Annotated in this window: 24 protein-coding genes, 1 tRNA gene and 2 pseudogenes; 11 read left to right on the top strand and 16 right to left on the bottom strand. The window is 59.8% G+C overall.

What is annotated here, in order from left to right; all coding sequences use genetic code 11:
- Positions 1–4: 4 nt before the first annotated feature.
- A complete protein-coding gene (locus tag ABJ99_RS22905; RefSeq protein ID WP_054087757.1) occupies positions 5–760 on the bottom strand; it encodes a substrate-binding periplasmic protein in 756 nt (251 codons plus the stop codon).
- Positions 761–974: 214 nt separating this feature from the next.
- Here ABJ99_RS22905 and ABJ99_RS22910 point away from each other — a divergent pair, with 214 nt between their 5' ends.
- Positions 975–2,495 carry a trypsin-like serine peptidase gene (locus ABJ99_RS22910; RefSeq protein WP_054087758.1) on the top strand — a complete coding sequence of 507 codons (1,521 nt, stop codon included), beginning with the start codon at positions 975–977 and terminating at the stop codon, positions 2,493–2,495.
- Between the two features lie 58 nt (positions 2,496–2,553).
- Here ABJ99_RS22910 and hisF read toward each other — a convergent pair whose 3' ends face one another.
- From hisF to ABJ99_RS22945, 7 genes are all read right to left on the bottom strand, one after another.
- On the bottom strand, positions 2,554–3,324 hold the full coding sequence (gene hisF, locus ABJ99_RS22915; RefSeq protein WP_002551458.1) for an imidazole glycerol phosphate synthase subunit HisF: 771 nt from the start codon (positions 3,322–3,324) through the stop codon (positions 2,554–2,556).
- 19 nt (positions 3,325–3,343) lie between these two features.
- Entirely contained in the window at positions 3,344–4,081 is a 738-nt protein-coding gene (gene hisA, locus ABJ99_RS22920; RefSeq protein ID WP_002551457.1) for a 1-(5-phosphoribosyl)-5-[(5-phosphoribosylamino)methylideneamino]imidazole-4-carboxamide isomerase, read from the bottom strand.
- Between the two features lie 105 nt (positions 4,082–4,186).
- Entirely contained in the window at positions 4,187–4,447 is a 261-nt protein-coding gene (locus ABJ99_RS22925; RefSeq protein WP_054087759.1) for a DUF2164 domain-containing protein, read from the bottom strand.
- A gap of 4 nt (positions 4,448–4,451) precedes the next feature.
- Entirely contained in the window at positions 4,452–5,090 is a 639-nt protein-coding gene (hisH, locus tag ABJ99_RS22930; protein ID WP_054087760.1) for an imidazole glycerol phosphate synthase subunit HisH, read from the bottom strand.
- Positions 5,090–5,683, bottom strand: coding sequence for an imidazoleglycerol-phosphate dehydratase HisB (hisB, locus tag ABJ99_RS22935; RefSeq protein WP_002551454.1), 594 nt, complete (start codon positions 5,681–5,683; stop codon positions 5,090–5,092). Before hisB ends, hisH begins: the two co-directional genes overlap by 1 nt.
- A gap of 92 nt (positions 5,684–5,775) precedes the next feature.
- Positions 5,776–6,975: an amino acid aminotransferase gene (locus tag ABJ99_RS22940; RefSeq protein ID WP_054087761.1), complete on the bottom strand. Its 1,200-nt coding sequence runs from the start codon at positions 6,973–6,975 to the stop codon at positions 5,776–5,778.
- A 196-nt stretch (positions 6,976–7,171) separates the two neighbouring features.
- Positions 7,172–8,833 carry an OFA family MFS transporter gene (locus ABJ99_RS22945; protein WP_042914225.1) on the bottom strand — a complete coding sequence of 554 codons (1,662 nt, stop codon included), beginning with the start codon at positions 8,831–8,833 and terminating at the stop codon, positions 7,172–7,174.
- A 555-nt stretch (positions 8,834–9,388) separates the two neighbouring features.
- Between ABJ99_RS22945 and ABJ99_RS22950 the strand changes: the two genes are divergently transcribed.
- From ABJ99_RS22950 to ABJ99_RS22990, 10 genes and pseudogenes are all read left to right on the top strand, one after another.
- Positions 9,389–11,611: an AsmA family protein gene (locus ABJ99_RS22950; protein ID WP_054087762.1), complete on the top strand. Its 2,223-nt coding sequence runs from the start codon at positions 9,389–9,391 to the stop codon at positions 11,609–11,611.
- A gap of 86 nt (positions 11,612–11,697) precedes the next feature.
- Positions 11,698–12,765, top strand: a complete 1,068-nt coding sequence (gene mutY, locus ABJ99_RS22955) for an A/G-specific adenine glycosylase (protein WP_054087763.1) — start codon at positions 11,698–11,700, stop codon at positions 12,763–12,765.
- Positions 12,762–13,034 (top strand): oxidative damage protection protein, encoded by a 273-nt coding sequence (locus tag ABJ99_RS22960; RefSeq protein ID WP_002555777.1) that lies wholly within the window; start codon positions 12,762–12,764, stop codon positions 13,032–13,034. The genes mutY and ABJ99_RS22960 overlap by 4 nt, the downstream gene beginning before the upstream one ends.
- Positions 13,035–13,135: 101 nt before the next feature.
- Positions 13,136–13,211, top strand: a tRNA-Phe gene (locus ABJ99_RS22965).
- Positions 13,212–13,571: 360 nt separating this feature from the next.
- The gene (locus ABJ99_RS29665; RefSeq protein WP_054087764.1) at positions 13,572–13,889 is read left to right on the top strand and encodes a DUF4258 domain-containing protein; all 318 of its coding nucleotides are present in this window, start codon (positions 13,572–13,574) and stop codon (positions 13,887–13,889) included.
- Entirely contained in the window at positions 13,886–14,329 is a 444-nt protein-coding gene (locus ABJ99_RS22975; protein WP_054087765.1) for a helix-turn-helix domain-containing protein, read from the top strand. The genes ABJ99_RS29665 and ABJ99_RS22975 overlap by 4 nt, the downstream gene beginning before the upstream one ends.
- 180 nt (positions 14,330–14,509) lie before the next feature.
- Entirely contained in the window at positions 14,510–14,788 is a 279-nt protein-coding gene (locus ABJ99_RS22980) for a hypothetical protein (RefSeq protein ID WP_054087766.1), read from the top strand.
- A gap of 396 nt (positions 14,789–15,184) precedes the next feature.
- Positions 15,185–15,886 (top strand): annotated as a pseudogene (locus ABJ99_RS29960) (PAS domain-containing protein); the annotation flags it as partial.
- Positions 15,887–15,994: 108 nt separating this feature from the next.
- Positions 15,995–16,462: pseudogene (locus ABJ99_RS29965) on the top strand (methyl-accepting chemotaxis protein); the annotation flags it as partial.
- Between the two features lie 144 nt (positions 16,463–16,606).
- Positions 16,607–17,110, top strand: a complete 504-nt coding sequence (locus tag ABJ99_RS22990; RefSeq protein ID WP_054087768.1) for a hypothetical protein — start codon at positions 16,607–16,609, stop codon at positions 17,108–17,110.
- 24 nt (positions 17,111–17,134) lie between these two features.
- Here the strand turns inward: ABJ99_RS22990 and ABJ99_RS22995 are convergent, their stop codons facing one another.
- From ABJ99_RS22995 to ABJ99_RS23030, 8 genes are all read right to left on the bottom strand, one after another.
- Positions 17,135–18,592, bottom strand: coding sequence for an NAD-dependent succinate-semialdehyde dehydrogenase (locus ABJ99_RS22995; protein WP_054087769.1), 1,458 nt, complete (start codon positions 18,590–18,592; stop codon positions 17,135–17,137).
- Positions 18,593–18,706: 114 nt separating this feature from the next.
- A complete protein-coding gene (gene argE, locus ABJ99_RS23000; protein WP_054087770.1) occupies positions 18,707–19,864 on the bottom strand; it encodes an acetylornithine deacetylase in 1,158 nt (385 codons plus the stop codon).
- Entirely contained in the window at positions 19,861–21,015 is a 1,155-nt protein-coding gene (locus ABJ99_RS23005) for an NAD(P)/FAD-dependent oxidoreductase (RefSeq protein WP_054087771.1), read from the bottom strand. The genes argE and ABJ99_RS23005 overlap by 4 nt, the downstream gene beginning before the upstream one ends.
- A complete protein-coding gene (locus ABJ99_RS23010; protein ID WP_054087772.1) occupies positions 21,012–22,421 on the bottom strand; it encodes an FAD/NAD(P)-dependent oxidoreductase in 1,410 nt (469 codons plus the stop codon). The genes ABJ99_RS23005 and ABJ99_RS23010 overlap by 4 nt, the downstream gene beginning before the upstream one ends.
- The gene (locus tag ABJ99_RS23015; protein ID WP_007253195.1) at positions 22,400–22,711 is read right to left on the bottom strand and encodes a (2Fe-2S)-binding protein; all 312 of its coding nucleotides are present in this window, start codon (positions 22,709–22,711) and stop codon (positions 22,400–22,402) included. The genes ABJ99_RS23010 and ABJ99_RS23015 overlap by 22 nt, the downstream gene beginning before the upstream one ends.
- Positions 22,708–24,549 carry an ABC transporter ATP-binding protein gene (locus ABJ99_RS23020; RefSeq protein ID WP_054087773.1) on the bottom strand — a complete coding sequence of 614 codons (1,842 nt, stop codon included), beginning with the start codon at positions 24,547–24,549 and terminating at the stop codon, positions 22,708–22,710. The genes ABJ99_RS23015 and ABJ99_RS23020 overlap by 4 nt, the downstream gene beginning before the upstream one ends.
- A 1-nt stretch (position 24,550) precedes the next feature.
- Complete coding sequence (locus ABJ99_RS23025; protein WP_054087774.1) at positions 24,551–25,429, bottom strand: ABC transporter permease; 879 nt, start codon at positions 25,427–25,429, stop codon at positions 24,551–24,553.
- Positions 25,426–26,382 (bottom strand): ABC transporter permease, encoded by a 957-nt coding sequence (locus tag ABJ99_RS23030; protein ID WP_054087775.1) that lies wholly within the window; start codon positions 26,380–26,382, stop codon positions 25,426–25,428. The genes ABJ99_RS23025 and ABJ99_RS23030 overlap by 4 nt, the downstream gene beginning before the upstream one ends.
- Positions 26,383–26,392: the final 10 nt, after the last annotated feature.

Raw genomic sequence — 26,392 nt, forward strand, 5'->3', positions numbered from 1 at the left:
GCGCTTACTGATAGCGCGCCTTGACCGCTTCCACCCAGCCTTCGGCGCGCATCCCGTCGAGGGCTTTTTGCAGGCGGGTGACGACTTCGTCGGGCGTGCCTTTATTGAGGGCCAGATACAACTCGGCATGATTGAAACGTAGCGCTGTCTTCAGCCCGGTGACGCCTTCCAGCTTCGCCAGATAGCGCCCCACAGGGTCACCTACCGCCCACAGATCGATCTGGCCGTTGACCAGCTTTTTAACATTGTCACGATCGCGCAACATCAGAATCGGATTCAGCCCGATGGCATTCAGGCGCTCGCCAATGGCGTCACCCTTGTAGGCGCCAACCTTGTAATCCCTGGCTTGCTCCAGTGAAGTCAGGGTAATCGGGCTGTCACCGCGCGTGAGCATGATCCAGTCGTAGGAACCCACCGGGCCGACCCATTTGAAGAGCTTTTCCCGTTCGGGCAGGCGGGTGGTGGAAAACACACCGTAGCCAGGCTTCTCCAGTGCGAGCTTGTAAACGCGATCCCACGGAAAGCGCAGGGTCATGCTGTAACCGATGTTCGCGCGCTTGAACATCTCGCGCACGACTTCAGCAGCAATACCGTCGATGTTGTTTTCCTGAGCGAAATTCTTGCCATCAACCGCCATATTGAACGGCGGGAAATTCTCGGTCAGCAACACGACGGAATAAGGCGGTGACGGATCAGCACGAGCACCTTCGCCCAACAACACGCCGACCCCGATCAGGGCAAGAAATAGACGTTTGAACATGTTTCGACACTCGATCGTGGACGACGCATGCAGAGTGCCGGGAACCCGGAGCACTGTCTAGCCCGGTACTCTGCGATGTCGCTTACGGACAACTCAGGGATGAACGTCCGAAGCCCGGCCTTGAAGATAATCAGGCTCGATAACTATTTACCTCACGCCTCGCCACAGAATCTCATTCAATACCAAGCACCCACACCACTATCAAGGAATGATGATGGACATTGAAAAACCGGTTCTTCTGGCACTGTTCGCGGCGTCGATAACGACCGCGGTGTCAGCACAACAGCTCGACTATGGCGACGGCATGCCACCTTTCACCCCCTCCATGCTGCTGGAAAACAAGGAAGGCAGGTTCGATCACTGGAATGGCATAGGCCGCCTGGAAAGTCGGGGCAACCGCATGTGTACCGCGGTGCTGATCGACCCACGTACAGACCCCCAGACTGAAAGCCCTGATATACCCGCCTACGTGTTGAGCAGCGGCCATTGCACCTACACCAGGCCGAGCCAGTTGGGTGTCGATCTGGAAATCGAGGGGCATGTCGAATTCAACTACTTCAAGGATCTTCCAAAGGCGCGAAAAAGCTATCCGCTGAAAAGAATCCAATGGAGTAGCCTGCGCGGCACGGACCTCGCGGTGCTTGAGCTGGATACAACGTTATCCCGCTTGCTTGATGACGGCATAAAGCCGCTGCGCATGGCAGACGGTGTGCCCAACGTCGGCATCGATGTACTGTCCGTCAGCGCACCCGTGACGGCCACCGGCTACACGTTACGCATGGCGGCGTGCAAGCTCGAGTCGATAGCCAACATTGTCGAACACCCCTACACCTGGAATGCCAACCAGACCAACAGATGCGAAGACGTCTTGCCGGGCAGCTCAGGCAGCCCACTCATTGATCGTTATACAAACAGGATCATCGGCATCATGGGCACCACAACCCGAGGTGCGACCGAACAGACCCGCTGTTTTACCGACTCGCCCTGCGAAGTCAACGACGGGAAAGCGTCGTGGAGTGCCAACACCAACTACGCAAGCCCGATAGAATCACTGCCTGCCTGTTTTGCCGAAGGTGTGTTCGATATCGCTCTCCCCGCCTGCAAGTTACAACCCGCAGCGCAACTGACGCTCGCTAACCCGGACTACCGCAAGCATTACATCAGGCTCGAACGCGATGACAACGGAGACGTGATTGCCCCGCGCTGGGACATGAAATTCACCGTCAACACGTCAATGTTCAAGTTCAAGGCCACGCAAAATCCACTCGAATGCCGCGAACCCGAAGGATACCGAAGCTCCAGAGATGCGCGTACCGCGCATATCAATGCGATTATCGGCACTGAGCCGGGCCTGTATTCGCTGTGTGTGGCGGGCCATAACGGCAATCAGGGCCCAGAGCCGGGCGTGCGGGAAAATGCGTTCATTCACACGGTCGAGCTGGTCGAGCCGAATGAAACGCCTGCGCCCAATGTCAGCATCGAACGGCTGGATAACGGCAAGCACCAGGTAACCTTTATCCCCGCTATACCGACGCATGCCAGTCACGCCTATAAATTCGGGGCACCGGAACTCACGGACTGTGCTGATCCCGCTGGCTACAAGACGGTCTTCTACAACTTCACCATCAGCCCTAAACTGCTGCCGGTCAAACTCTGTACGCTGGCAAAAGACGAAGCCGGCCATCCGTCAGAACCCCGAACGGACATGCTGCTGGAACCCGAATCGGCAGGCTGAAACAACGCGAGCGCAACCCTCGTGAAAAGGCTGCGCTCGCGTCTCGGGACAATGTCACTCAGCGCACGACGATACCGCGACTGGCCATGTACGCCTTGGCCTCGGGAACGGTGTATTCGCCAAAGTGGAAAATGCTCGCCGCCAGCACGGCACTGGCGTGGCCTTCGATCACGCCCGCCGCCAGATGCTCAAGGTTACCGACGCCACCCGAAGCGATGACAGGGATACCCAGCGCATCGCTGATGGCGCGAGTGACGCCCAGGTCGAAGCCGTTTTTCATGCCGTCCTGATCCATGCTGGTCAGGAGGATTTCGCCAGCGCCCAGGTCTTCCATCTTTTTCGCCCAGAGCACCGCATCCAGACCGGTAGGCTTGCGTCCGCCGTGGGTGAATATTTCCCAGCGAGGGGTTTCACCGGGGCCGGAGACCTTCTTGGCATCGATAGCGACCACGATGCACTGCGAGCCGAAACGGGCAGCGGCTTCACCGACGAACTCGGGGTTGAAAACGGCGGCGGTGTTGATCGAGACCTTGTCGGCACCTGCGTTGAGCAGGTTGCGGATGTCCTGCACGGTGCGCACGCCGCCGCCAACGGTCAGCGGGATGAACACCTGACTGGCCATACGCTCGACGGTATGCAGCGTGGTGTCACGGCCATCGACGCTGGCGGTGATGTCGAGGAACGTGATTTCATCGGCGCCCTGCTCATCGTAACGACGCGCGATTTCAACCGGATCGCCAGCATCGCGAATGTTCTCGAACTTGACGCCCTTGACCACTCGACCGTTGTCGACGTCCAGGCAAGGAATGATGCGTTTGGCTAGGGCCACAGAGTCAGTCTCCAGCTATTCAGCGTTGTTCGCGGTCGCAGAGCGCCTGCGCTTCAGCCACATCCAGCGTGCCTTCGTAGATCGCACGGCCGGTGATTGCGCCGATGATGCCCGGAGCCTTTGCGTTCAACAGCGCCTGAATGTCGCCCAGGTTGTGAATGCCACCCGACGCGATCACCGGGATGCGCGTGGCGGCCGCCAATGCTGCGGTGAACGGGATATTGCAGCCCTGCATCATGCCGTCTTTGGCGATGTCGGTGTACACGATGGCCGACACGCCATCGGCTTCAAAGCGCTTGGCCAGATCGATGACCTGCACGCTGCTCACCTCAGCCCAGCCGTCGGTGGCGACAAAACCATCCTTGGCATCCAGACCGACGATCACTTTGCCGGGGAACGCACGGCAGGCCTCAGCCACGAACTCAGGCTCTTTGACCGCCTTGGTGCCGATGATGACGTAGCTCACACCCGCCTTGACGTAGTGCTCTATGGTTTCCAGCGAGCGAATGCCGCCACCGATCTGGATCGGCAGGTTCGGGTAGCGTCTGGCGATGGCCGTGACCACGTCACCGTTGACCGGCTGACCTTCGAACGCACCGTTCAGGTCGACCAGATGCAGGCGGCGACAGCCACCGTCGACCCACTTGGCAGCCATGGCTACCGGGTCATCGGAGAACACCGTGGAATCTTCCATCCGGCCCTGACGCAGACGTACGCAGGCGCCGTCCTTGAGATCGATAGCGGGGATAATCAGCATGCTTATTCCTTCGTCAAAAGAGCGGCAAGCTGCAAGCGATTAGCTGCAAATATGCGTACTCACCAATTCTTGCAGCCTGAAGCTCAACGCTTGAAGCTGCTTTATCTAATTCTTTTCGAGTGACCACAAATCACTTTCGATGCTCTCGAACCGCTCTTTGAGGTGCTGCTGAACATCGAAAATGGCGCGATTGTAGTAATGCGGGGCGATTTCGCGCGTAAACAGCTCAAGGACTTCCGCCACTTCAAACGACCCCAGCTCCAGCTCGAAGCGATCTGCAAACAGACGCTTGAGCTTGTCGATCGCCTGCTGCTCGTGCTCGGGCGAAAGGGTCAGAATGGGTGGCTTGCCTTTGGCTTTGCTCATGCGCTTACCAGCGACCATCCCAGGCGGCGAAGTTCTGCAGTAATTGCAGGCCGTGGGTGTGGCTCTTCTCCGGGTGGAACTGCACGGCGAAACGCGAACCGTCGGCCAGTGCGGCGGCGAAATCGAGGCCATAGTGACCACGCCCGACCACCTGACGCTGGTTGGCGGCATCAATGTAGAAACTGTGCACGAAGTAGAAGCGCGCCAGGTCTGGAATGTCATGCCACAGCGGGTGATCGACCGCTTGAGTTACCTGATTCCAGCCCATGTGCGGCACCTTCAGGTGCTCGCCTTCTTCATGCAGGTTCTTGCCGAAGAACTTCACCTGACCGGGAAACAAGCCGATGCAGTCCACGCCGCCGCTTTCTTCGCTTCTGTCGAGCAATGCCTGCATGCCGACGCAGATGCCCAGAAACGGACGATCCTGACTGACTTCCTTGACCAGCGAATCGAATTCCAGGCGACGGATCTCGGCCATGCAGTCGCGAATCGCGCCCACACCCGGAAACACCACACGGTCGGCTTCGCGAATCACCTTGGCGTCACTGGTAATCAGCACACGGCCTGCGCCCACATGCTCCAGCGCCTTGGCGACCGAGTGCAGGTTGCCCATGCCGTAATCGATGACCGCAACCGTCTGCATCAGAGCACACCCTTGGTGGATGGCATCTGCCCGGCCATGCGCTCATCCAGCTCGACCGCCATGCGCAGCGCACGACCGAACGCCTTGAACACGGTTTCGATCTGGTGGTGAGTGTTGGTGCCACGTAGGTTGTCGATGTGCAGCGTCACGTTCGCGTGGTTGACGAAGCCCTGAAAGAACTCCTGAAACAGGTCCACGTCAAAGCCGCCAACCGTGGCGCGGGTGTACGGCACATGCATCTGCAGGCCCGGACGCCCCGAGAAATCAATGACCACACGCGACAGCGCTTCGTCGAGCGGCACGTAAGCGTGGCCATAACGACGAATGCCCTTCTTGTCGCCGATGGCCTGGCTGAACGCCTGACCCACGGTAATGCCGACGTCTTCTACCGTGTGGTGGTCGTCGATTGCCAGGTCGCCCTTGCATTCGATGTCCAGGTCGATCAGCCCGTGCCGGGCGATCTGGTCGAGCATGTGCTCAAGGAAGGGCACGCCGATATCGAATCGGGCCTTTCCGGTGCCATCCAGGTTGATCGAGGCTTTGATCTGGGTTTCCAGAGTATTGCGCTCGACGTACGCCTTACGTTCGGCCATCACCAGCTCCGCAAAATCATTGGGCGAAAAAAGGCGAGCATTATAGGCTCAGAAGCGCTCGCCATGAAGCAAACAGACGACCAGCAGGGCATTTAGTGTGTGAAGAGGCTCGCGATTGCGTCACACACCTTGTCGATATTCCCTTCATTCAGACCTGCCATGCACACCCGGCCGCTGCGAAGCATGTAGATACCGTGAACATCTTTCAGCTCGTCAACCTGCTGCGGCGTCAGTCCGGTGTAGCTGAACATGCCGCTCTGCCTGAGAATAAAGCTGAAATCGCGCCCGGCAACTTTTTGCGCCAGCACCGAAACAAGACGGCTGCGCATGTCGATGATACGCAAGCGCATGGCTTCGACTTCGCTCAGCCACTGATCACGCAGGTGCGGTGTGTTGAGCACTTTCGACACCAGAAACGCGCCGTGCGCAGGCGGGCTGGAATAGTTGCGACGCACAGTGGCCTTGAGCTGGCCGAATACGTTGGCGGCCGATGCCGTGTCTTCGCAGACCACCGACAGCCCGCCAACCCGCTCGCCATACAGCGAGAAGATTTTCGAGAACGAGTTGCTGACCAGCGTGGTGATGCCCGCGTCGGCCATCGCACGGATGGCGTAGGCGTCTTCGTCGATGCCTTTGCCGAAGCCCTGATAGGCGATATCCAGAAACGCGATGAGCTGACGCTCCTTGATCACCTCGATCAACCGGTCCCATTGCTCGACAGACAAATCGGTGCCCGTCGGGTTGTGGCAGCACGGGTGCAGCAAGAGGATGCTCTGCGCCGGCAGACCCTGCACGGTGTCGAGCATGGCGTCGAACCTGACGCCGCCAGTCTGCGCGTCGAAGTACGGGTAGGTGTTGACCTTGAAGCCCGCCCCGCCGAACAGCGCGAGGTGGTTTTCCCAGGTCGGATCACTGACCCAGACCTGAGAATCCGGAAACGCATACTTGAGGAAATCGGCACCCACCTTCAGCGCGCCCGAACCGCCCACAGTCTGGATAGTCGCCACCCGACCGGCCTGCACCAGCGGATGGTCGGCACTGAACAGCAGGGTTTGCACCGCCTGCCGGTAAGCCGCCAGGCCTTCCATCGGCAGATACACAGAAGCAGCCTGCTCGCCTTCGGCCAATTGTTTTTGCGCTGTGGCGACACATGCCAGCTGCGGGATACGGCCTTCAGCGTCGTAATACAGACCGATGCTCAGATTGACCTTGTCTGCACGTGAATCCTTGCCAAAGGTTTCCATGAGCGAAAGGATCGGATCACCGGCGTACGACTCCACGTGGGCTAGCATGCAAACAACTCCTTCAGGCAATAAAATCGGGGCTGACTAATGTAGCAGCGTCTGCAGGGAAACGGGCGGTGCATCGAGCCAACCGACTCATTCAACGGCAAAGTGTTGACTCTGTGGAGCGAGCCGCACGAGAAGTCTGCAGGCAAAAAAAAGCGCCGACACCGAGGTGCAAGCGCTTTTAGTGACCTACAGGCTTTTAGTGAAACAGCACTGCGGTCTTTTGCAGGGTGATCCAGACGCCCCACGCCAGCGGGATGCCGACCGCCAGCCAGGCCGCGATGACCATCGGCTTGCTGCTGGCGGATGCTTTCCACTCCAGCGAAGTGGTGGCATTGGCGCCCTTGTCGTGGCCGATGGCTTGTTCAGCGGCCAGTTCGGCGTCAGTCATGAAGTACTTGTCGGCAACCGGACGAATCAGCAGGTTGCAGATAAAGCCCAGCACCAGCAGGCCGGCAAGGATGTACAGCGTGATGTTGTACGCATCGGCACGTGCAACACCATGGCTGAGTTGGTACTCACGCAGGTAGTTGACCAATACCGGACCCAGCACACCCGCCGCTGCCCAGGCCGTCAGCAGACGACCGTGGATCGCGCCGACCATCTGTGTACCGAACAGGTCGGCCAGATAAGCCGGCACAGTCGCGAAACCGCCACCGTACATCGACAGCACCACACAGAAAGCCGCAACGAACAGCGCAATGCTGCCCATATGACCCAGGGTCGGTACCGATGCGTAAAGCAGGAAGCCCAGCGCGAAGAACACAAAGTACGTTGCTTTACGACCGATGTAGTCCGAGCACGACGCCCAGAAGAATCGACCACCGATGTTGAACAGGCTCAACAGACCTGTGAAACCGGCAGCGATTGCAGCAATGGCTTTCAGTTGATCGGCATTCAGCTCGCCGAAGGTCAGATCGTTGCCCAGCAGCTTGCCGGCGAACACTTCCTGCAACAGTGGCGAAGCCATGCCCAGGATGCCGATACCGGCCGACACGTTGAGGCACAGCACCAGCCAGACCAGACGGAACTGCGGAGTCTTCCAGGCCACGCTGACATGCACGTGACGGTTGGTGATCATCGAGTTCTTGGCCTTGGCAGCCGGAGCGGTCCAGCCTTCAGGTTTCCAGCCGGTTGGCGGAACACGGTAGCCCAGAGCGCCGCCGATCATGAAGACGAAGTAGATCACCGCCATCACCACAAAGCTCTGCCAGACGCCCACGCCTTCAGCCGAAGCGAAATGGCCCATCAGCGCAGTGGCCAGCGGTGCGCCCACCATCGCGCCGCCACCAAAGCCCATGATCGCCATGCCGGTCGCCATGCCGCGCTTGTCCGGGAACCACTTGATCAGGGTCGACACCGGGGAGATATAGCCCAACCCCAGACCGATACCACCGATCACCCCCGAACCCAGCCACATCAGCCAGATCTGGTGCGTGTAAATACCCAGCGCGGAAATCAGCAGACCGCCACACCAGCACAGTGCCGAAACAACACCCGCCTTGCGTGGACCCGCGTGCTCCAGCCAGCCACCCCAAATGGCAGCCGAGCACCCCAGGAAGATGAAGAAAAGTGTGTAGATCCAGCCCAGCATGGAGATCTGCCAGTCACAGGTCGACGCGAACATCTGTGCGAAGAAACCCATGTCCGGTGTACAAGCAACAGGTGCGGTAACACCGATAGCCTTCGACAGTGGCAACCAGAACACCGAAAAGCCATAAGCCATGCCGATGCAAAGATGGATTGCCAATGCTGCTGGTGGAACAAGCCAACGGTTGAAACCGGGCTTGGCGATAATGCGCTCTTTGGACAAGAACGCAGGCTGAACGGCTTCGCCGCCCAAGGCTGTGCTTGTGCTCATTATAATTACCCCAATGTGTGAAGCTCGCAGATGGTCCGCTGGTCCGCCACAGACTCGATGCCGTGCGGCCATGTCTGTTTTATCGGCAGGTTATTCAGATACGTGACAAAAAGACGCACCTTAGCCAGCAAAAACGGAGACTACCACTGTCTGATGGCAAATAAGCATCTTGTTACAGCCTTTTTATTATCAGGATCAGCCTGTCAATCCACGCCATCTATTAGCCCATAGAGGCAACCAATTAATAACCCGATAAAAGAGCGTTTGTGTTTATTCGCGGTCAACAAACTTGTTGTAGAAACGACGCTGTAACAGGCCCGAAAGCTATATCGTGCAGCGCTGAAAGGTGCACGTTTACCTGCTGTCAACGGCGCGCAGATGATCAGAAAAATCCGCTCATACCTGATCGTCACTCGCCAGCGGTACCGAGTGTTTGAAGACGGCTGAGCCCGCAAAAAAGGATTCGCTCGGCAATAACGGTATCCACAGCCCGAGACACGCGCAGGGGCGGTATACTCGTGGGCTATTTTTGAACATCGACACAAGGACTCGCCCATGAAAGCGTTCGGCAAAATCCTGGGGCTGTTTATTCTCGGGTTGTTGCTGATCATCGTGGCTCTCGGCTTTGCCCTGACCCACCTGTTTGATCCCAACGACTATAAAGACGAGATTCGACAGCTGGCCCGTGAAAAAGCCAACGTCGAGCTGACGCTCAATGGCGATATCGGCTGGAGCCTGTTCCCATGGCTCGGCCTGGAATTGCACGACACCCACGTCGCCACCCTGACCGCCCCGGACCAGCCCTTCGCCGATGTGCAGATGCTCGGCCTGTCCGTTCGAGTCCTGCCACTGCTGCGCCGTCAGGTGCAGATGAGCGACATCCGCGTCGAAGGCCTCAACCTGACACTGCACCGCGACGAAAACGGCCATGGCAACTGGGAAGATATCGGCAAGCCGGCTGTAACATCGACCGGAACGCCTGAAACAACCCCGCCTCCTACGCCTGATGCGCCAAAGCCGGATCGTCCCTCGCAACCCCTCAGGCTGGACATCGACAGCCTCACGGTCAACAACGCCCGCGTGGACTACAGCGATGCCAGAAAAGGCCGCACCTTCATGGCCGAAAGCATCCAGTTGAGCACCGGCCCGATCCGCGAAGCGTCGGATATTCCAATCAAACTGACGGCTTTCCTCAGCACCAATCAGCCAGTGGTTCGCGCCAAGACCGAGCTGGTTGGCCAGTTACGTATGGATCGTGTGCTCAAGCGCTATCAGTTCGAAGATATGCGCCTGTCCGGTGAAGTCGCAGGTGAGCCGCTGCAAGGCAAGACCGTGACCTTCTCGGCTCAGGGTCAGTTGCTGGTAGACCTGGCCGCCAATATCGCCGAATGGAACAGCCTGAAGTTTTCCGCCAACCAGTTGCGCGCGCTGGGCGAACTGCGTGCCCGCGATCTGGATAAAACGCCGCAAATCAGTGGCGGCCTGTCCATTGCCCAGCTCGATCTGCGCACGTTCCTGGAAAACATTGGCCATCCGCTACCAGCCATGGCCGAGGGCGCACTGAGCAAAGTCGAGATGGTCACCCGCCTCAATGGCACGCCCACCAGCCTGGCGCTGGAAGACCTGAGCGTGAAAGTCGATGAGAGCACCTTCACCGGTCGTATCGCCATGGAAGATTTCGCCAGACAGGCGCTGCGTGTGCAGCTCAAAGGCGACACCTTCGACGCCGACCGCTACCGCCCTGCCGAAAGCGAAGAAAGCAAAGGTGCCAAGGCTGCACGGCAGTCAGAGGTGCAGAGTGGCGAAGCCGCTGCTGTCGCAGGTGACTCGCCGCTGCCCGAGCAACCGACCAAAGCCGCCTGGAGCACCACAAAACTGCTGCCACTGGAGCGCCTGCGCACGCTGGACGTCGAGGCTGACCTGAGTTTCGGCAAGCTGACCCTGGAAAAACTGCCGATCGACAATGCCTCCTTCAAAACCCAGGCCAACGCTGGCGTGATCAGGCTCGAGACGTTGAGTGGCGACCTTTACAACGGCAACTTCGACGTCAAAGGCAACCTGGACGCTCGTCCTGATGTACCGGTGGTCAGCGTACAGACGCGCATTGCCAGAGTGCCGATCGAGCGCATTCTTGAAAGTCAGGGCCAGAAACCGCCGGTGCGCGGCATGTTGACCCTCAACAGCGACCTGTCGGGCAAAGGCAACAGTGAAAAAGCCCTGATCGATGGCCTGAACGGCACGGCCAGTTTCGCCGTCGATAATGGCGTGCTGGTCAACGCCAACCTCGAACAGCAACTGTGCAAAGGGATTTCGATCCTGAACCGCAAGACGCTCAGCGGCGAACCGCGCGCCAAGGACACGCCGTTCCAGCAGCTCAACGGCAACCTGGTGGTGCGCAACGGTGTGGCCAGCAACCCGGACCTCAAGGTGCGCACGCCGGGCATGGCCGTCAACGGCAACGGCGATGTCGATCTGCGCGTATTGGGCATGAATTACCGCGTCGGCATCATCGTCGAAGGCGACAAGAGCGACATGCCGGACCCGGCCTGCGAGATCAACCCGCGCTTTGTCGGTATCGAATGGCCGGTGCAGTGCCGCGGCCCGCTGGAACTGGGTGCCAAAGCCTGCCGCCTGGACAAGGAAGGTGTCGGCCAGATCGCCGCAAAAATGGCCGGCGACCGGATCAGCGAGAAGCTTGAGGACAAGCTGAACGAGAAACTGGGCGACAAAGTGAGCCCCGAGTTCAAGGACGCCCTCAAGGGGCTCTTCAAACGCTAGCGTACCGCTCAGGAGCGTCTATGCAGGCGCTCCGTAACGCTTCATCGCAAAGAACTTACATCCCGACGACGAGAACCCTCCCGGCCATGCAACCCGAACAATTCTCCAGCGCCGTGCTGGACTGGTACGACCGTCATGGCCGACACGATCTGCCTTGGCAACAGGGCATCACGCCCTATCGCGTCTGGGTATCGGAAATCATGCTGCAGCAGACCCAGGTCAGCACCGTCCTGAATTACTTCGACCGTTTCATGGAAGCCTTGCCGACGGTGCAGGCGCTCGCCGAAGCCCCCGAAGACGAAGTGCTGCACCTGTGGACCGGGCTGGGCTACTACACCCGCGCCCGCAACCTGCAGAAGACCGCAAAAATCGTGGTCGCCGATCACGACGGCGAGTTTCCCCGCGACGTCGAAAAACTGATTCTGCTGCCCGGCATAGGCCTGTCCACTGCCGGGGCGATTGCCAGCCTGAGCATGGGCCTTCGCGCGCCAATTCTCGATGGCAATGTCAAACGGGTGTTGGCGCGCTTCACGGCGCAGGAAGGCTACCCCGGCGAACCCAAGGTCGCCAAACAGTTGTGGGCCACCGCCGAGCGCTTCACACCTTACAGTCGGGTCAACAACTATACCCAGGCGATGATGGACCTCGGTGCCACGCTCTGCACCCGCAGCAAACCCAGTTGCCTGCTCTGCCCGCTTGAACGCGGCTGTCAGGCGCACCTGCTGGGCCTGGAAACCCGCTACCCGATCCCCAAGCCACGCAAGACGGTCCCGCAGAAGCGCACACTCATGCCAATGCTTGCCAACCGCGAGGGCGCGATTCTGCTTTATCGTCGCCCCTCCAGTGGCTTGTGGGGCGGCCTGTGGAGCCTGCCGGAACTGGACGACTTTGCAGACCTGAAGCATCTGGCCACACAACACGCACTGGAACTGGGCGAACACCACGAACTGCCGGGGCTGATACACACCTTCAGCCACTTCCAGTTGAGCATCGAACCCTGGCTGATCGAAGTTCAGGAGTCCGCCCATCACGTGGCCGAGGCCGACTGGCTCTGGTATAACCTCGCCACCCCGCCACGCCTGGGCCTTGCCGCCCCGGTGAAAAAGCTGCTCAAACGCGCAGCCGACGTATTGAACGCAGGAGAGTCGTCATGACCCGCACCGTAATGTGCCGCAAATACAAAGAAGAACTGCCCGGCCTGGAACGCGCCCCATACCCTGGCGCCAAAGGCGAAGACATCTTCAACCACGTTTCACAGAAAGCCTGGGCCGACTGGCAGAAACACCAGACCCTGCTGATCAACGAACGCCGCCTGAACATGATGAACGCCGAAGACCGCAAATTCCTCCAGACCGAGATGGACAAGTTCCTCTCCGGCGAAGAATACGCCCAGGCCGAAGGCTACGTTCCCCCCGAAAAATAAAGCGTTTCACGCAGCGAAGGTCGTAAGCGTCGGTAATAATTCAAATTTTTGAAAAAACACGCTTGACGACCTCCTGAAAAACACGTCTAATGCGCCCCGTTGCCCAGATAGCTCAGTCGGTAGAGCAGGGGATTGAAAATCCCCGTGTCGGCGGTTCGATTCCGTCTCTGGGCACCACCTTTCGTTTTCAGGTGCTGCCAAGCACACCTGGAAGCACACAAGAAGCCCGCCTCGTGCGGGCTTTTTGTTGTCTGATTTTTTGAATTACAGACGTGTCTGCACCCTGCCCGCGCAGAAGAGACCTATCAAATCAGACTACCGCACGTGTCGCCTCTTCCTGCGCTGCACGTCGGCCGCCATCCTGCTTATTCGCTTGCCTGCATTTCGCGGCGCGTGACAAGGTAGCCAAGCCTCGGCAAACCAAAAACCGCTAATTTCGAAGGCTCAAAGCGCGCTGCCCCAGGCGGAAAATAATCATTATTTACGACGCAAGGACGACACCCTACTATGGTGTCACCTATAAGGATTATAGGCAGTATGAAAAACAGGCAGCCCTTATGGAGTAAGCAGCAGCTTGAGGATCTTGTTCATGTCCTGGCAAGAGACTCCTCCAAAGTCGTCTTTCGCGAGCATTGCCTGGAGCGCCTCTATGAGCGTGGCATAACCGCCACGGAGGCACTGAGATGCCTGCGTCGAGGAGCAATCATCCGAGGGCCTGCGTACAGCGAGAAGCACGGCAACTTCGAGTTCAGGATGAGCGAGCTAGCGCCGAGGGATGTTGTCTGCATGGTAGTAGCCGTCAATCCAAGTCCTGAGCCTGACGAGCTTTTCGCAATTACGGTGTGGGAGGTATGAAAATGTACAAATATAAAGGCAGCGGACTGGACGGCATCTTCCTGAAAAATGGATATACGATCGTTGAAACGCCGTACGGCGAGGGTGTGAAGATCGAAGATATCGACGGACTTCATCGGGCGATAGCTGTGGATATCATTGGCCAGAAAACGCCAATGACCGGGCGTCAGTTTCGCTTTTTGAGAAAGGAGCAGGATCTCATTCAGGAGGTGGCTGCAGCCATTTTCCGGGTCGATGTGCAGACCATTGCCAACTGGGAAAAGCGCGAATCTCAAGAAATACCGGGACCAGCTGACGTCGCCATGAGGGCTTTTTACGCTGCCTACATCCATGCCAATTTTGGTCCGATCATCTTCGAACGAAACGCTCAACCCCATGAAGGAGCCGCGTTCGAATTGGACGGAACACAGTGGAAAGAGTCCGAGCTGAAAGTCGCTTGACTCACAGGGTGCCTAGTCTGGCGGCATATAAAGCTGCTGCTCAAAGCAACACTTGAGAAGATCACAGCAGCCTTCTGCTACTCATACCAGCCTTCCAGAGCCCTGCCACCTCCATCCCATTGAACTAACTCCCCCCGCTCGCCCTCGAAGCCGTACATTTGCTATCCGAAGGAAAATCACGTGCTCAAGTTTACTGCCTCCGCCCTCATCATCGTCGCCACTCTGGGTCTGGCTGCCTGCGACAGCAAGTCCGAGCAGAAAGCACAGGATGCTCAGGCTCACCAGGAAAAATCCCAAGAGAAGATGGAGTCTGCTCAGGACAAGGTGAACGAGGCTGCCAAAGAGAACACTGAAGCGGCGAAGGATAAAGCGGCGTCCAAGGAAGCTGCTGCCGAAGAGTCGAAGACTTTCGTGCCGACGTCCGAAGTGACCAACACTATTCAGCCAGAAAAAAAGTGAAAACTCTTCACAAACTTTTCACAGCCGACACGGCATTGTAGAGCTGCTCCCAAGTGTGAATCCTTAAGCCCGCTCCCCCATCGCGGGCTTTTCTTTGTCTGCTGTTTGGCCAGATAACCCATCTGGCAGTCAGCGGTTGCTTTCACTGTCAGGCATCCGCACAACGACTTCTTCGGCGCGCTCCCATCCAAACGCATGTCCATATTTTGACGCTGACACGGGTCAGAATCCGTCTGTCTGTTTTGCTGTCCGACAAATTAATGTCGCTGTCATTTACGTCGATAGCCTGATCACAATCCGTCCGTAAAAAAACACTAGGGGCACGTTATGTTCGGAAACAAGAGCAAGGCTGAACTGACCGCCATGAAGGCTGAGGTAGATGGACTCAAAGGATTGATGAACGCGCTGGAAAGGTCGATGGCTGTCGTTGAAATGGACGTTGATGGCAAGATCCTTCGCGCCAACGAGAACTTTCTGACGACGATGGGCTATCGGTCAGAAGAACTTGCCAGCAAGACACACCGTGATTTCTGCGAGCCCGAGATGGTCCGCAGCCGCGAATACGCTGATCTCTGGGCGTCTCTGCGGGCCGGTAAATTCATCTCGGGGAAATTCAAGCGCATCAACAAGAGCGGCAGCAATGTCTGGCTGGAGGCCAGTTACAACCCGGTGAGTGATGCGCAGGGCAAGGTCTTCAAGGTCGTCAAGTACGCCCTGGATGTAACCCGCCAGGTGATGCTCGAGAACGAGACAAACAGCAAGCTGGCCGCTGTCGATCGCGCCATGGCGATCTGTGAGTTCGACCCCACTGGCAATGTGATCGCCGCCAATAGCAACTTCCTGAATGTCATGGGTTATGCGCTGACCGAAATCAAAGGCAAACACCACAGAACATTCTGCGAACCGTCACTGGTCAACAGCCCGGAATACACTGACTTCTGGCGCAAACTGAACCATGGCGAGTTCGTCGGCGGGCAGTTCAAGCGCATTGGCAAGAACGGTCGGGTGGTGTGGCTGGAGGCGACGTACAACCCGGTGTTCGATGTCGACGGCAAACTCTACAAAGTGGTGAAGTTCGCCAGCGACATTACTGCACGCGTTGAAAAGCAGGATGCTGACGCGCATGGCGCATCGCGGGCTTACCATATTTCGGCGGAAACCGAGAAAGTGGCCGAGCAAGGAACCTTGGTCATTCAGGATACTGCGCGGGAGATGCGGCAGATTGCCGAAAACATCGGTGCGTCGGCGAAACTGGTGAGTCAGCTAGGTGCTCGATCCGAGCAGATCACCGCTATCGTCAACACCATTCGCGGCATCGCGGACCAGACCAACCTGTTGGCACTCAATGCAGCCATCGAAGCCGCCAGGGCCGGCGATCAGGGTCGCGGGTTTGCGGTGGTGGCCGATGAAGTCCGTCAGCTTGCGGGGCGCACCAGCGGCTCGACCACGGAAATCGCTGAAATGATCGGCAAGATCCTCGCGGAAACCCGCGATGCCGTCGCCAGCATGAGCGCCACCCAGGAAGGCGCCAATCGGGGTGTGATGCTGGCGGATCAGGCCGGGCAGGTGATCGTGCAGATTCGCGACGGCGCGAGCGATGCGGTAGAGGCGGTCAATATGTTCGCCAATCGCATGGACGAGGCAGAGGCGTTTTCCAAGCCAGGCAAACGCTGACGCGTTATGAAAATAATCAAACCCGCTTATGGCGGTTTTTTTATTGCCTGGGCGGTGCGCTATTTTCGGCCAGACCTTGGTTATTGCCTGCTTCTGCGCTTCAATAGCCGCCATTGCCTTACACCGCCCGCCAAAGGACCGCTCATGGCCTCGCCAGACAAGCAGCAGAAACGCGCCAAACGCGCGAAGATCAAAGCCAAGCAAAACCGCTCGGGCAAAGCCCCGACTCGACTGGTCCACCCAGTATTTGGCTCTGCGCTGGTCAATCAGCCGTTTGATGACATCGAACTCGACCTCAATACCTTCGACTTCAACGACATCGTCGAGAACGGCTTCGACCCGGCTGACTACGATGACCTGTTCGTCGCCATGAGAGCGGCCGAAGCCATCAGCCAGTTGGCGTTGTGCGTGGTCTTCCTGCAATACCCGGTGCTGGCCCTGGTGGTGTCGGAAGAGGAAGAAGACCCGGCCACGGACTTCATGATGGGCCTGCTTATCGTATACCGCGCCATGTATCACGATGAGGACGAGGACACCGCCATCGAGTGGATCGAAAGCCCGGCCTTTCAGAAGGATTACACCCTGGCATCGGACCTGTTGACGCAGAGAGACAGCAAGGCTGCGCACCAGGCAGATCGCCCCTACTAGAGGCGATCCTGAAGATTGCGCAGGTTACAAGCCGCCCACATGAAACGCCTTCACTTCCAGGTACTCGTCCAGTCCGTAGCTTGAGCCTTCGCGGCCCAGGCCGGACTGTTTGATGCCGCCGAACGGGGCGATTTCCATCGAAATGATGCCGGTGTTGAGGCCGACCATGCCGAACTCAAGCGCTTCGCCGAAACGCCATGAGCGGCGCAGGTCCTGGGTGAAATAATACGCGCCCAAGCCGTAAGGCGTAGCGTTGGCCAGCGCGAGCGCTTCGGCCTCGTCGGTGAAGCGCATCAGCGGAGCGACCGGGCCGAAGGTTTCTTCGTTGGCCAGCAGCATGCCCGCATGGGTATCGCCCAATACGGTTGGCTGCACGAACTGGCTTTCACCGTCGGGACGCTCGCCGTAGAGCAACTTCGCACCCTGATTCAGCGCGTCGTCGATGTGCCGGGCGACCTTGCTGACGGCTGCCGGGTTGATCAGCGGTCCAATCGTCACGCCCTCTTCCAGACCGTTGCCGACCTTGAGTCTGGCAACTTCTTCCACCAGACGCGCCGCGAAACGCTCATAGATACCGTCCTGCACCAGAATCCGGTTGGCGCACACGCAGGTCTGCCCCGCGTTGCGGAATTTGCTGAGCATGATGCCCGCCACCGCCTGCTCCAGATCGGCGTCATCGAAGACGATAAACGGCGCGTTGCCACCCAGTTCCAGGCTCAGGCGCTTGATGTGTTCGGCGCTCTGGCGCATCAGCAGGCGGCCGACCTGTATCGAGCCGGTGAAGGAAATCTTGCGCACTACCGGGTTGCCGGTCAGCTCTTCGCCAATCCCGGTGGGCATGCCAGTGATGACGTTGAACACCCCGGCAGGAATCCCCACCCGATCGGCCAGCACCGCCAGCGCCAGCGCTGACAGTGGCGTGAGATCCGACGGTTTGACGATGATCGGGCACCCGGCCGCCAGGGCTGGCGCGCATTTGCGGGTGATCATTGCATTAGGGAAATTCCACGGTGTGATCGCGGCGCAGACACCCACCGGCTGTTTTAGCGTCATCAGCCGACGATCTGCGCTGGGCGTCGGGATGGTTTCGCCGTAGGAACGACGGGCCTCTTCAGCGAACCATTTGACGAAGCTCGCGCCGTAGCGAATCTCGCCACGCGACTCGTTCAGCGGCTTGCCTTGCTCAAGGGTCATGATCAGCGCAAGGTCTTCGACGTTGTCGAGCATCGCCTGATGCCAGCGTTCCAGCAGCGCCGCACGCTCGGCGGCAGGACGCGCGCGCCACGCAGGCCAGGCCCGCTCAGCGGCCTGGATGGCACGCCGGGTTTCGACGCCTTGCAGGGCCGGAACCTGCGCGATCATCTCGCCGGTCGCCGGGTCAGTTATCGTCAGCGTTGCACTATCGTCAGCGCTGATCCATTGCCCATCGACGTAGGCGCGGTCTACCAGCAGGCTTGGGTCTTTCAACTGATTCTTGAGCATGGTCGAGTCCTGTTTCGGGATACCTGCCAGTCTAGGCAGGCGTCGCAGTCCAGGATGCTGAAAGCAGGGTAACGGCAGCGTCCGATGCTGAAATTGACGCCCGGACGGCAGCCTCTACTGCTTCAGCGAGCCGAGCAGACTTTGCAGAAAACGCTCGCCCGCGTCCATCTGGCTCTCTTCGATAAACTCGTCCGGCTTGTGCGCCTGCTCGATGGAACCCGGCCCGCACACCACCACCGGCACGTTGAGCCGCCCGGCGAACAGCCCGCCTTCAGTGCCATAGGAGACCTTGATGTGCTGCGTACCCGGTTCGGCAAACGCGTGCAGCATGCGCACCGCTTCGACGCTTGGATGGGTCTCCAGCGCCGGGTATTCATTCATCACTTCGATGTCGATGGCGGCCACGCCGGACAGCTGCCGCGCCTCGCGAACCAACGCTTCGGCGCGCTCGCGCAGTTGCTCCAGCAGCACGTCGGGATTGTCTCCCGGCAGGTTGCGGTACTCGAATTCCAGGGTGCAAAGATTAGGCACAATGTTCAGCGCCTTGCCGCCATCGATACGGCCGATGTGCACGGTGCTGTAGGGGATGTCGTAACCCTCGTCACGCACGCCCTGCCGCTCGATCTGTTTCTGGCTGTTACGCAGTTCGGCGATGAAATCGCTGGCCAGATGAATCGCATTGACCGCCCGAGGCGCCAGCGAAGAATGTGCTTCCTGGCCCCGGCAGAAGGTACGGTACGAAGCTTTGCCTTTGTGCCCGACGGCAAACTGCATCAGGGTTGGTTCGCCCACCACACACAGGAACGGGCGCACCGGCGCCAGGTGCAATACATCCAGCAGCCGTCGCACGCCAACACAGCCGATTTCTTCATCGTGGGACAAGGCCAGTTGCAGCGGACGCAGCAGGGTCATGTCCGCCGCATCGAGCATGGCGTCGATCGCCAGCGCGATAAAGCCCTTCATGTCGCAAGTGCCGCGGCCATAGATGCGTCCGTCGCGCAGCGTCGCCTGAAACGGCGGCATCGTCCACGCCTGACCGGCAGCGGGCACCACGTCGGTGTGGCCGGAAAGCAGTACGCCCGGCATGTCACGCGGGCCGGTGCTGGCGAACAGGTTGGCCTTCTTGCCGGTCTCGTCCTTGACGATCAGCGACTCGATGCCCTTGCTCGCCAACAGCTCGCGGACGTAGTCGATCAGTGCCATGTTCGGCTCGGACGACACGGTGTCGAAGGCGATCAGACGCTTGAGGATTTCCAGTGCGCGGGGGCTCATGAGGCTTTGCTCGCTTGTGCGGTGAAGAGGCCAAAACGACGAATGTCGAACGGGCTGATCGAGGTGCTGGTCGTGCCGGTGTTAATCAGTTCAGCCATCACGTCGCCCACGCCCGGACCGAGCTGGAAGCCGTGACCGCAGAAACCGAAGGCATAGAACAGCCCGTCGACCTTGCCGCTGCGGCCCATCACCGGCAGCGAGTCCGGCGTGTAGCCTTCGATGCCGCTCCACACGCGGATAATGTTCAGGTTGCCGACGCCGGGCAACAGGCGACGCATCTGCTGCACCTGATTGATGATGCTACGCGGCTCGACATAGGCGCGGCGATTGGCCATATCCGGCTTGCTGCGAAAGCCACCGCCGATGACGATGTTGCCGCGCGCGATCTGCCGGAAATAAATCACTTCGTGGGGGATTTTGGTGAACACACCGATCACGGTCGGCAGCGCATAAGGCACCGGCTCGGTCACGGCCATCTGCGGACCGTGAGTGTCCAGCGGCACCGGCTCGCCGAACTGCGCGGAGAGTTTCTGCCCCCACGCGCCTGCGGTGATCAGCAATTGATCTGCCGTGAAGATTCGCCCGTCAGTGGTCGTGACCACGAATTCGTTACCGACCTTTTCGACATGCGCCACCTCGGTTCGCTCTTCGATCCGCGCGCCGGCACGAATCGCGGCGCGGGCGAAAGCAGGCGCAGCCAGACGCGGATTGGCGTGACCATCGTGCGGCGCGTAGGAGCCGCCCTTCACGTCCGGCCCGAGAAACGGAAAGCGCTCGTGCAGCGCTTTGCCGCGATAGATTTTCAAGTCCAGCTCACGGGCTTCCGGGGCTGCTGCGTAGGCTTCCAGTTCGGCAATTTCGTCTTCGCGATAGCAGACGCGCATGTGGCCGCTGGGCAGAAATTCCAGGTCTTCACCGATCAGTTCCGGCAGCCGCTGCCACAGCGCTCGTGAACGGTTGGCCAGTTCCAGTTGCCCCAGATGACGACCCTGACGCCGCACATTGCCGAAATTCACGCCGCTGGCGTACTGGCCGATCACGTCGCGCTCCAGCAGGGTCACCGACTGGTCGCGCTGGCGCAGAAAAAACGCCGAAGCCGAGCCCATGAAGCCACCCCCGACAATCAGCACATCGACTTTCGGTTGCTTCATGACACCACCTCGTCGACCAGCATCGACAACGGTTTGACCGGTGCCTGACCGCGCTGCCGACCCACCTGCTCCACCGGCACACCGGATTCGGCAGCGATCACCTCGGCACCGGCCTGCGAGCAATAACGTCCCTGGCAGCGGCCCATGCCGACGCGACTGAACGCCTTGGCGCGGTTGACTTCACACGCGCCCTTTTCACGCACCACGCCACGCAGCTCGCCTGCGCTGATCATTTCGCACCGGCACACAATTGCTTCGTCGGGCAGCGCCGCCGCCTGAGCAGCAGGCCACGGAAAGGCTTCGGCCAGCCCGACGCGAAAGCGGTCCATGACCACCAGGTTTTTGCGCACCTCTTCACGGCGTGACTTATCCACAGGCCGGCCGAGGTCTTCCAGCAACGCCATCGCCGCCAGCCGGCCGGCCTGCTCGGCCGCGTCGGCACCGCGAATCTTCGCGCCGTCGCCGGCGGCATAAACACCTTTGACCGAGGTGCGACCTTCTTCATCGACGGCCAGCACCCATTGCCCGGATGCGTCGTCGAAACGCAGCTGGCAGCCGGCCAGATCAGCGAGCTGGGTTTCCGGGCGCAGGTGATAGCCCAGCGCCAAGGCATCACAATCGATGGTCAGCGCATTGCCGTTGGCGAGCTTTACCCGCACGCCGGTCACGCCGTCCTGTTCACTGCCCATGATCTCTTCAGGCTGCACGCCCAGATGCACCGGCACTTTGGCACTGTACAACTGCGCCAGCAGTTTCATGCCGTTGAACAGCAGACCGGGCCGGGCGAGCAACTTGGGCATCGCACCGACGCGCTTGCTGAACGGCGAGGTATCCAGCACGGCGGCCACGTCGGCGCCGGCTTTGACGTACTGGCTGGCGACCAGGTACAGCAGCGGCCCACTGCCCATGAACACCACGCGGCTGCCGATGGACACCGATTGCGACTTGAGCGCAATCTGCGAACCGCCGAGGCTGTACGTGCCTGCCAGTTGCCAGCCCTTGATCGGCATCAAGCGGTCGGTGGCACCGGCGCACAGTATCAGCGCGTCGTATTCGACCACGGTGTGCACGCCTTGGCTGGCGCAGCACAGTTCACCTTGCGTGAGGTTCCAGGCCAGCGTGTCGGGGCGGTAGTCGATCTGTTGGCGCAAGCGGTCGAAACTCTCGTGCAGATCGCGCGCCTTGGCTGACTCGGTGCCGTACAGCGCCGAATAATCGCGCTTGAAGCCTTCCGGCTGGCGACGATAGATCTGCCCGCCGTCACGGCGGTTTTCATCGATCAGAATCGGCTTGATACCCGCCGCCAGCAAGGTTTCTGCACAGCGCGTGCCGGCCGGGCCAGCACCAATGATGATCACACGCGGGCTGGCAGGGTTCTGAGTCTCTAACCGTGAAGAAGTGGCCATTTCGCCTCCGGTTGGGTGGTGACGATATCGAGCCCGTCGCGGACTTCGTTGGAGCAGGCGCGCAGTCGTTCTCCGCTGCGGGTCCAGACCCAGCAGTCCTGACAGGCGCCCATCAGGCAAAACCCGGCACGCCGCCCCGAATCGAATTCAGACTGGCGTAGCGTCGCTTTACGGGTCAGCAGTGCCACCATCAGGGTGTCGCCCTGCAGGGCTTCGATGGGCGCGCCATCGACCATCAGGCTCACGGCCGGACGATCACGCTCGCCCAGTCTCACAAAACGGCCGTTCATGCGTAGGCTCCCACGGTCTCAGGATTAAGATTTTCTTGTACGGCTTGCAGTTCATCGCTGTCGCGATGGCAAAGAATTTCGCTGCCGCCTGCAATCCGGCGGCGGCCGGGAGCGGTCTTGTTGCACAGGCCTTCGATGCGCGCAGGGCAGCGATTGAGAAAGGTGCACAGCTCCGGATTAATGGACGGTGCGCTGATCGGCGGCAGCTTGCCGCTGGTCACGCCACAGCTCTCCAGCCAGCCCTGACGCAACTCCGGCACCGAGTGCACCAGCAAGTCGGTATATGGATGGAACGGCACGCGGCTGAAGGCGTCGCGGCTGCCCTCTTCGACCTTGTGCCCGCTGTACATCACCACGATGTCATCGCACAGCGCACGCACGGTGGAGATGTCATGGCTGATGAACAGGTAGGAAACACCCAGCTTGCGGCGCAGTTCGCCTAGCAATTCAAGAATGCAGGCACCGACTACGGTGTCCAGCGCCGAGGTCACTTCATCACACAGAATCAGGTCCGGCTTGGCCGCCAGTGCGCGAGCCAGGTTGACGCGCTGTTTCTGGCCGCCAGACAGTTCGTTGGGGCGCCGCTCGGCGAGTTCGCGGGGCAGACGCACCAGGTCCATCAGCTCGCCGATGCGCTCGTTCAATGCCTTGCCCTTGAGGCCGAAATACATCTTCAGCGGCCGGGCAAGAATCGCGCTGATGCTGTGCATCGGATTAAGTGCGGTGTCGGCGTTCTGGAACACCATCTGGATGCGCCGGAACTGCTCTTCGGTGCGCCCCGCCAGGGTGCCGGACAATTCGGCACCGTCGAAGGTCAGGCTGCCGAGCGCCGGTTCCAGCAAGCCCGCAACCACGCGGGCCAGGGTCGATTTGCCCGAGCCCGACTCACCGATGACGCCAATGGCCTGACCACGGCGAATGGTCAGGTCGATGTCTTCCAGCACGCGAATCATCGGCATGCCTTGCAGGTTCTTTTTGCCGTAGCCTGCGGTCAGCCCTTTGATGGTCAACAGCGTACTGTCCTTGACCACGTCGCTGGCAGGCTTCAGCACTTTGTCGGGACGCGCCGCCGCCAGCAGGCTGCGACTGTAGGCTTGTTCAGGACCGCTGAGCAGCGCTGCGGTGCTGCTGGTTTCGACAATCTGCCCGCCGTTGAGCACCACGATCTGGTCGGCCATCTGCGCCACGACGGCCAGGTCGTGAGAGACGTAAACCGCCGTCGCACCACGTTCGCGGACCACCCGTTTGAACGCGCGCAATACGTCGATTTGCGTGGTGACGTCCAGCGCAGTCGTCGGCTCGTCGAGGATCACCAGCAACGGATCGCTGATCAGCGCCATCGCCGCCATGACGCGCTGCAACTGACCGCCCGACACCTGATATGGATAACGCTGGCCGATGCTGTCCGGGTTGGGCAGCGCCAGGTCGCGGAACAGCTCGATGGCTTTGGTTTCCAGCACTGCGCGGCTGCCCAGACCATGAATCAGCGCACCTTCGATCACTTGATCGATGAGTTTTTTCGCCGGGTTGAACGCCGCTGCGGCGCTTTGTGCGATGTAGGAAACGCGATTGCCGCGCAGGCCCTGCAGCTGGCTTTCGGGCAGACTGAGCATGTCGTGCTCGCCGACCTGAACCACGCCGCCCGCCAGTTTGCAGCCGCGTCGGGCATAACCCAGCAGCGCCAGAGCGATGGTGGTCTTGCCGGAGCCGGACTCGCCGATCAACGCCAGCACTTCGCCTTTCTCCAGCGCGAAGCTAACGCCTTTGACGATTTCCAGCTCACCGTGATCGCTCTCGGCGACCACGCGCAGGTCTTGCACTCGAATCAACTGGCTCATCTCAATGCCCTCCCGAACGGCGACCGCGCCGTGAGGCCAGTCGGTCGATGAACAGGTTGACGCCGATGGTCAGCGTGCCAATCGCCAGCGCCGGAATCACGATGGCTGGCGCGCCCTGGCTGAGCCCGCCGATGTTCTCGCGCACCAGCGACCCCAGGTCGGCATCAGGCGGCTGCACACCGAGCCCCAGAAAACTCATGCCGCTGAGCAGCAATACGATGAAACCAAAACGCAGCCCCAGGTCGGTCAGAACCGGGTTGAGCATGTTCGGCAGGATCTCCCGACAGGCGATATACACACGACCTTCGCCACGGGTGCGCGCCACTTGCACGTATTCCAGCGCTTCAATGTTCACCGCCAGGCTGCGCGCAATACGAAACGCCCCCGGCGTGTAGCTCAACACCGCCGTACAGATCAGCAACACTTCGGACGAGCCGAACGCTGACACCATGATCAGCGCCAGCATCTTGCTCGGGATCGAGATGAATGCGTCCATCAGGCGGCTGATGATTTCGTCCAGCCATTTGGGCGCAACCACCGACAGCAATGCGCACAACGTACCGATGCCGCTGGCCAGCACGGCAGAGATCAATGCCAGGCCGACCGTGAAGCGTGCGCCGATCAACACCCGGCTGAGCATGTCGCGGCCCAGGTAATCGGTGCCGAACGGGTAGACCGCGCTCATGTTTTCAAACATGTTGTCGGAGACCACCTCGCCCACCTGATGCGGCGCGAGCCAAGGGCCGAACAGCGCGACCATCAGCCATATGAAGCACACCGTCGCGCCCAACAGGCCCAGCCACGAAGTCGGGCGGACCGTTTTTTTGCGCGGCACCGTTTCCGGCGCAACAGGCGTCGATTTCGCAATGAATTCAGTCATTGGGTTCTCAGCCTCGGGTTGGAAAGAATTGCACAGAGATCGGCCATCAGCACCAGACCCAGGTAAGCGGCGCAGAACAGCATGGTGCAGCCCTGAACCAATGCCATGTCACGGTTGGTCACGGCATCGACCATCAGGCTGGCGATGCCGGGATAGTTGAAGATGGTTTCCACGATCACCACCCCGCCCAGCAGGTACGAAAGGCTCAGCGCCACAGCGTTGGCAATCGGCCCGATGGCGTTGGGCAGGGCGTGGCGCAATACGATACGCACCGGGCTGACGCCCTTGAGCCTGGCCATTTCCACGTAAGGGCTGTCCAGTTGATCGATGACCGCGGCGCGGGTCATGCGCGCCATCTGCGCCACGATCACGCAGCACAAGGTCATGACCGGCAAGGCATAGGTGCGCATGAACTGCCAGGGCGAACTGACGTCACCGCCGTACGACAAGGCCGACAGCCAGCCCAGGTTGACGGCGAAAATCAGCACGGCCAGCGTTGCCACCAGAAATTCGGGCACCGCCACCAACGTCAGCGTGATGAAATTCAGAGCGCCATCGATGCGGCCACCCCGGCCCATCGCAGCGCCTATACCAAGCGCCAGTGCCACCGGAACCGATACCAACGCAGTGGTTGCCGCCAGCATCAGGGTTTTGGGAAAGCGCCCGGCAATCAGCTCGGAAACCGGCATCGCATTGGATACCGACTCACCGAAGTTGCCACCCAGCAGGTTGCTCAACCAATGCAGATAACGCACAACACCCGGCTGATCCAGGCCCAGTTTTGTACGCAATGCCGCGACCTGTTCAGGCGTCGCGAATTGCCCAAGAGCCTGTTGCGCGGCGTCTCCAGGCAGCACCGCCGTAATGGCGAAGACCACGATGGAAACGATCAACAACGTCACAATCGCCGCGCCGAAGCGCTGTACGATCAACCAGAGTGTGTTGCTATTCATCTGCATCCTC

This window comes from Pseudomonas syringae pv. cilantro, assembly GCF_001293775.1.
Lineage (GTDB): Bacteria > Pseudomonadota > Gammaproteobacteria > Pseudomonadales > Pseudomonadaceae > Aquipseudomonas > Aquipseudomonas syringae_P.